Raw genomic sequence first — 7,296 nt, forward strand, 5'->3', positions numbered from 1 at the left:
TACTATTGATAAAGACGCGGCAAAAATATGAGGTGCAGCAATGGTGCCTAACGGTTAAGGTAACCTTTTTTATAAAATGGTATCATTGGTTTGTTTTAACCTTCGTCATTTCTGCAGTGTTTTTGTTTGTCAGTGTTTGCCGTTTCAGGTTTCTACGGACTTGGTTAAATTTTTGAGCTGGTTATCTGATACAAAACTCCTTTTTTAGTATTAAAGCTTGTTAAATAGCCATTAGCTGTTTTTACCGACTTTGCCTGTACGCCCGTAATTTTTAACGGTGTGGCTGTACGCAGTTTGCATAAACCGCCGGTTACCGATAAAACCGACGCTGTAACTATCTGCTTGTTTTTCCAGTTCATAGTTAACTGGAAATTGCCGCGTGCCTTTAAGCCCGAAATATGGCCTTCGGCCCAGCAATCAGGGATGGCTGGCAACAGGCTGATCTCGCCCGACTGGCTTTGAACCAGCATTTCGCACATGCCGGATAATGCCCCGAAGTTGCCATCTATCTGGAACGGCGGATGCGCATCAAACAAATTGGCGTATGAACCGCCGCCATTGGAATAATTGGTTTTTGATGACCCAGTGAGCCTTAACAGGTAATGGATCATTTTATAGGCGTGGTTACCATCAAGTAATCGGGCCCAAAAGTTAATTTTCCAGGCCAGGCTCCACCCGGTGCCTGCATCCCCTCTAAGCTCCAGCGTTTTTTTTGCGGCTGCTGCAAGTTCCGGCGTTTCGATAGGGGAGATCTCATGACCCGGAAAAACGGTGAATAAATGTGATACGTGCCTGTGATGCGGATCTGTATCTTCCCAATCTTTATACCATTCCTGAAGGTTTCCTTTTTTGCCGATGTGCAGCGGATATAATTGCTTGCGGCAGGCAATCACCGAATCGCGAAAAGCCTTGTCTGTGCCTAACCGGCCTGCGGCATCTATCACATTGGTAAACAAATCCCAGATGATGGCCATATCCATGGTTGTAGCTACAGATACGGTACCTTGTTTGCCTTTATCGTCAATAAAACTATTCTCGGGCGATAGGGAAGGGGCAGTTACCAGGTAGCCCTTGTAAGGCACCAAAAAATCCATACAAAAATGGGCAGCACCCTTCATAAGCGGGTATGCAGTATCCCTAAGATAAGCCTTATCGTTTGTAAACTGGTAATGCCACCATAAATGCTGCGATAGCCATGGCGATCCCATTGTCCAGTTGGCCCACATAGGGTCGCCGTGACCTAAATCGCCAACCGGGTTTGATAATGCCCAGATATCGCTGTTATGGTGCACCGCCCAACCCCGGGTATGGTAAAATTCTTTGGCTGTTACCTGGCCGGTAACAGCCGCGTTTTTTATAAAGTTGATAAAAGGCAATTGCATTTCCGATAGGTTTGCCGCCTCGGCAGGCCAGTAGTTCATTTGCGCATTAATATTGGTGGTATAATTTGAACTCCACGGCGGCCGGACCTCCTTGTTCCAGATACCTTGCAAATTAGCCGCAGTCCCGCCCGGGCGCGAGCAGGAGATCAGCAAATACCTGCTAAACTGGAAATATAATGTTTCAAATGATGGATCTTTAGCCCCTTCTGAATAGTTAAACAGCCGCTCGTCTGTTGGTACTAATGCGTTTTTGTCGTCGGCAGGTTTGGCAAGGTTAAAAGCGACACGGTTAAAATATTTATGGTAATCGGCATAATGATGTTGCAGCAATGCCGGCCAACTATATTTTATGGCTTTTTCCAAATAGTCTGTAGCTAATTTATGCTCATCCTTACCTTCGGCATCCGGGCATTTATCGAAGCCGTTAAAGCTGGTAGCAGCCGATAAAAAAACAGTTACATCGGTTGCGTTCTTCACTGTAATGCCGTTGGCGTCGGCACTTAGCACACCATCTTTATTAATGGCTTTAACCTGTAATTCATAGCGCATGCCACGGCAACCAGGTTTATCATTAAGCGCAGTGGTGTCTTTTGAATCAACGTAGCTGGGTTGGAGGTGTGAAGGGGCCTGGCCTTTCATTAAAATTTGGTTGTTGGATATAACAACATTTTGGTATTTTAACTGGTTGCCGGTGCCCAGGGTGAAATTTAATTGCCCGGTTTTATTTGCTGTAAACCGGATAGCGATCACCTGGTCCGGGGCCGAGCTGATGATTTGCCTGGTATACTCTACGCCATCGATTGTATAGCGAGTTGTGGCAATAGCATTGCTGATGTCCAGGTCGCGGTAGTAAGCCGTGGGGATAGTGTCTTTTGATTTTTGGGTGATGCTTAGATCGCCCAGCGGAAGGTACGATTCTGAGAAATAGCCTTGCATTTTTTTGGCATACTCATTAGCCTGTGCATAGTCTTCATTTTTTAACAGCGCTTCCCTTGCCAGCAGTAAATTGTCATAAGCCTGCGGGTTTACGTTGGTGCGTACGGGGCCGCCGGTCCATAAAGTGGCTTCGTTCAGCTGGATAAGTTCTCGGCCTATCCGGCCAAATACCATGGCACCCAGCCGTCCGTTGCCTAAAGGCAGGGCCTCTGTCCACACCTTTGCGGGTTGCTTATACCAAAGTTTTAAATTTTGCTGGCAAAAGGCAGTTAATGGCGCCAGCGCTATTAATAAGATTGCTGTTTTTTTGTTCATGAAGCTGATGTGCAGATTTATAAGCAACTAAATTATAAAACTTAATTGGCTTTAAACAGGCAATATTATCAGCGCTATTAACATAAAAGGTACCTTATTAATCTACAACCTTTACCGGGTGTTTATGCTCGTCGATAGCCACAAATGTAAAAGTGCCGGTAATGGCCTTTTCGCGCACAAAAGAGTACATTTCTTCGATAAAGATCTCGACCAACACCTTCATACTGGTATTGCCAATATGCGATACGGAGCCCACCAGTTCGATAATGGTACCCGCCGGGATAGGCTTATTAAAATCAATCCTGTCAGATGATACGGTAACCATTCTTTTTCGTGTAAAACGGGTAGCGGTTATAAACGCTACTTCATCCATCATGGCCATAGCCGAACCGCCAAACAGCGTATCGTAATGGTTGGTGTTATTAGGAAACACGGTTTTAAAAATGCGTGTTTCTGATGCTTTTATTCTTTCTTCGATGGTCATGGAGTCAACAAATATCAAAAGGCCTGTCATGCTGAGCCTGTCGAAGCATAGCAGGCTAAGGCCTCTCCGCGCGTCCTTCGACAGGCTCAGGATGACAGCCCCGTCATTGTTATATGATTTTAAATTACCTTACGCTTTCCTCAAGGTGCCCCACTTTAACAGGGTTGCGCCCCATGAAAAGCCGGCGCCAAAGGCAGTAAAAATAACGTTATCGTTGTGGTTAAAATCGTCTTTAAAATCCCAAAGGCAAAGTGGTATGGTGGCTGCTGTAGTGTTACCGTACCTGTCGATATTTACCTTAACACGGTCCTCGGGTAAGCCAAGGTTTTCGCCAACGGCATGGATGATGCGGTAATTGGCCTGGTGAGGTATCAGCCAGTTTACATCATCAATCGTCATATCGTTGCGTTTTAATACCTCGGTACACGTTTCTGTCATGCCTTTAATGGCTGCCTTAAATACAATCCTGCCTTCCTGGCGAATGTAGTGCTGATTAGCCTCAACAGAATCGACAGTAGCCGGAATTTTTGAACCACCGCCAGGTACCAGCAGGTATTCGCGGCCATGGCCATCAGTTTTAAAAACGCTGTCAATTAGGCCTATATCCTCGGTAGTGGGCTCCAGTAAAACAGCACCGGCACCATCGCCAAACAATATACAGGTATTGCGGTCTTTATAATTAATGATAGCACTGTTTTGGTCGGCGCCAATTACAATTACTTTTTTGTATCGGTTGCTTTCTACCAGGCTCGCACCAAGTGTGTAAGCGTATAAAAAACCACTGCAGGCAGCGTTAACATCGGTAGCCCAGGCATTGCTTAAACCAACCTTATCGCAAACAATGCTGGCGGTTGATAAAAGCAGGTGATCGGGGGTTGATGTAGCTATAATAAGGCAATCAATTTCTTCTGCAGAAACACCTGTATTTTCTAACAAATTTTTCACAGCAGCAACGGCCATATCCGAGGTGGCAAGTGTAGGGTCGGTTAAAATCCTTCTTTCCTTAATTCCTGTACGTGATATGATCCAATCGCTGTTTGTATCAACCATCTTCTCTAAATCACTGTTACTTAATATATTATCCGGAACAAACCCCCCAACCCCTGTAATAACCGCGTTACTTTTTAATCTCATAAAATGCCAAAAATCTGAAAAAACAGGCAAGTATACGCAAATTGCCTGTTTTTACCCGTCAGGATGCTATTGTTTCTACAACTAACTGACGAAGTTGTTTCGCTGCGGTCACCATATTTATAAGTGCCACCTGGGTTTCGGGCCATTTTCGGGTCTTTAATCCACAATCGGGATTAACCCATAAATTGCCGGCGGGTAACAATTCAGATGCTTTTTCCAGCAGGCTTACCATTTCATCAACCGTGGGTACGCGCGGCGAATGGATATCATAAACGCCGGGGCCAATTTCGTTTGGATATTTAAAATCGGCAAAGGCAGCTAATAATTCCATTTGCGAGCGCGAGGTTTCAATGGTGATCACATCGGCGTCCATATCGGCAATGTTACCAATGATGTCGTTAAACTCGCTGTAGCACATGTGCGTATGGATCTGTGTTTCGTCCCTCACACCGCTGGCCGAAATACGGAACGCTTTTACCGCCCAGTTCAAATAATTTTGCCAGTCTTTTTTACGCAACGGCAAACCTTCACGGATAGCAGGCTCATCAATCTGGATCACCTTTATGCCGGCGGCTTCCAGGGCCACAACCTCGTCACGGATGGCCAAAGCTATCTGGTTGGTAGTTTCGGACCGTGGCTGGTCATCCCGTACAAATGACCATTGCAGTATAGTAACCGGGCCGGTTAGCATACCTTTCATTAGCCTATCGGTGTTTTGCTGCGCGAAGCTGCTCCAGCGTACGGTCATATCCGCCGGGCGGCTTACATCACCATAAATAACCGGTGGTTTAACACAGCGGCTACCATAGCTTTGTACCCAGCCATTTTTGGTGAACAGGAAGCCGTCTAAACGTTCGCCAAAGTATTCCACCATGTCGTTACGTTCAAATTCGCCGTGTACCAGTACATCCAGTCCAACCTCTTCCTGCCAGCGGATGGCGTCAATGGTTGCTTTTTCTATCTCGGCATCATATTGGGGCCCGGTTAGTTCACCTTTTTTTAGCCTTGCCCTTAACGAGCGTATATCATCAGTTTGCGGGAACGATCCTATGGTAGTTGTAGGGTACAGTGGTAATTTAAAGCGCTGCTGTTGTATTTTCTGGCGGGAGATGAATCCGCTTTCACGTTGCGCATCGGCATCGGTTATGGCTGCCACGCGTTGTTTGATATCCTGCTTATGAATGAGTTTTGAAAGGCTACGGCTGGTAAGGGCACGCAGGTTTTCTTGCAGTAATTCATTATTGCCGCCAATGATCTGTGCCAGCTCGTTTATTTCGTTTAGTTTCTGTTTGGCAAAGGCCATCCAGTTTTTTATCTCGGGGATGATGGCGGTTTCCAGCTCCAGATCAAACGGGGTGTGCAGCAGCGAGCAGCTTGACGCAATCATCACCCTATCGGTACCCAATACAGCAATTGCTTTTTTTACGTGGGTTAACGAGCGCACATAATCGTTTTTCCAGATGTTACGGCCATCAATTACACCTAACGATAAGCTCAGGCTATCGGGCAATACGGTGAGAACTTTGTACAACTGATCGGGTGCACGCACCAAATCAACATGAATGGCGCTTACAGGCAGGGTTACGGCCAGTTCGGTGTTTTCGTGCAGACTTTCGAAGTAGGTTGTCAGCAGCACTTTGATGTCCGGACATTGTTTCCTGATTTCCATGTAGGCGTAAGCATAAGCCGATTTCTCTTTGTCGGTAAGGTCAAGCGCCAGGAAGGGCTCGTCAAGCTGTACCCAGATAGCACCGTAACTTGCCAGCCGTTTTAATACTTCGATGTAAACCGGCACCAGTTTTTTAATCAGGTCTATTTTATCAAAACCGGTTTGTTTTTCTTTACCTAATAAAAGGTAGGTTACCGGGCCAATCAATACCGGTTTTGGTATGTTGCCGGTATGTTGTTTGGCCAGTATAAACTCGTCAAATACCTTTTCGCTAAATAGTTTAAATTGCTGGTTTTGTACAAACTCCGGTACAATGTAGTGGTAGTTGGTATCAAACCATTTGGTCATTTCCATGGCTGTAACATCCAGGCCATCTTTTTGGTAGCCGCGGGCCATGGCAAAATACAGGTCAATTTCGGTATTGGCCTTGTTTTGTGTTAATACCGGGGTGTAACGCTCGGGAATGTTGCCCAGCATGAGCGAGGTATCCAGCACCTGGTCGTAAAAACTGAAATCGTTACATGGGATCAGATCGATACCGGCATCATGCTGGGTTTGCCAGTTTTGCAGGCGAATTTGCCGGGCGGCGGCAAATAAATCGTTACGGGTAATTTTGCCGGCCCAGTACTGTTCACTGGCTTTTTTGAGTTCACGGTGGGCACCTACACGTGGGTACCCGAGATTGTTTTTGAGCATACGCTAAAACGTTTTTGGTTAAACATTAAGTTGACTTAATGCTCCTTACGGTTTTCGGTATGCTTTCGGAGTAAATGGTAATAAAAGACAAAAGCGTAACCTACAGGCAAGCAAATGCCGGTATAGCTATTCTTTTTTCTTCGACTACTGCTTCATTGCGCGAAAGCATTGTCTTTTACATAGCGGCAAGTATCCTGGCTTGTAACATTGTTGCCGTCCTTCTCATTCGCGCGGGGGCGAACAATGGACTTTGTTAAAGGCAACAACCTTTTGTGTTACTTACAGTTGCGCGACAGCCCGTGATTTACACACGGTTCCTTATTAATCCCTGTGCTTTAAACACCGGGAACCACTCTGCAGAAAAAAAGTAAAGAACTTTATTGGCCGTAAAGATGGGAAAAAATGTGCAGATTTTTGATGTGCAGATTTCAAATGGCAGGGCTGACGCATTAGAAATTTTTATTAGCGATAAGCGTTAACAGAAATTTATGGTTCCAACCAGCCATTTTTCGTTTGGCCTTCAGGCTGGCCTTGCTGGTTTTATCAGCTTTCAGAATATTTAAGGCTATTTTTCTGACGACTGCCAGGTTTTGAGCGGCCTGCCTGTTGCGTGTGGTATTGTAGTCTTCGCCAAAACCAACATCCAGTTGCCAGTGCAACTGATTTTCTATCCCCCAATG

Annotated in this window: 5 protein-coding genes and 1 riboswitch; all 5 genes read right to left on the bottom strand. The window is 45.7% G+C overall.

The window, feature by feature from the left end; genetic code table 11:
* Positions 1-164: 164 nt before the first annotated feature.
* Positions 165-2,633 carry a glycoside hydrolase family 95 protein gene (locus tag AC1DU2_RS29365; RefSeq protein WP_477389053.1) on the bottom strand — a complete coding sequence of 823 codons (2,469 nt, stop codon included), beginning with the start codon at positions 2,631-2,633 and terminating at the stop codon, positions 165-167.
* A 97-nt stretch (positions 2,634-2,730) separates the two neighbouring features.
* Positions 2,731-3,117 carry an acyl-CoA thioesterase gene (locus AC1DU2_RS29370; RefSeq protein ID WP_477367160.1) on the bottom strand — a complete coding sequence of 129 codons (387 nt, stop codon included), beginning with the start codon at positions 3,115-3,117 and terminating at the stop codon, positions 2,731-2,733.
* 129 nt (positions 3,118-3,246) lie between these two features.
* Positions 3,247-4,251, bottom strand: a complete 1,005-nt coding sequence (locus tag AC1DU2_RS29375) for a beta-ketoacyl-ACP synthase III (protein WP_477367163.1) — start codon at positions 4,249-4,251, stop codon at positions 3,247-3,249.
* Positions 4,252-4,309: 58 nt separating this feature from the next.
* The gene (gene metE, locus AC1DU2_RS29380; RefSeq protein WP_477389055.1) at positions 4,310-6,616 is read right to left on the bottom strand and encodes a 5-methyltetrahydropteroyltriglutamate--homocysteine S-methyltransferase; all 2,307 of its coding nucleotides are present in this window, start codon (positions 6,614-6,616) and stop codon (positions 4,310-4,312) included.
* Between the two features lie 167 nt (positions 6,617-6,783).
* Positions 6,784-6,985: riboswitch (cobalamin riboswitch) on the bottom strand.
* An 80-nt stretch (positions 6,986-7,065) separates the two neighbouring features.
* On the bottom strand, positions 7,066-7,296 hold a 231-nt coding region (locus AC1DU2_RS29385), incomplete at its 5' end, for a transposase (protein WP_477361980.1).

This window comes from Mucilaginibacter sp. P4_C11 (assembly GCF_056402115.1).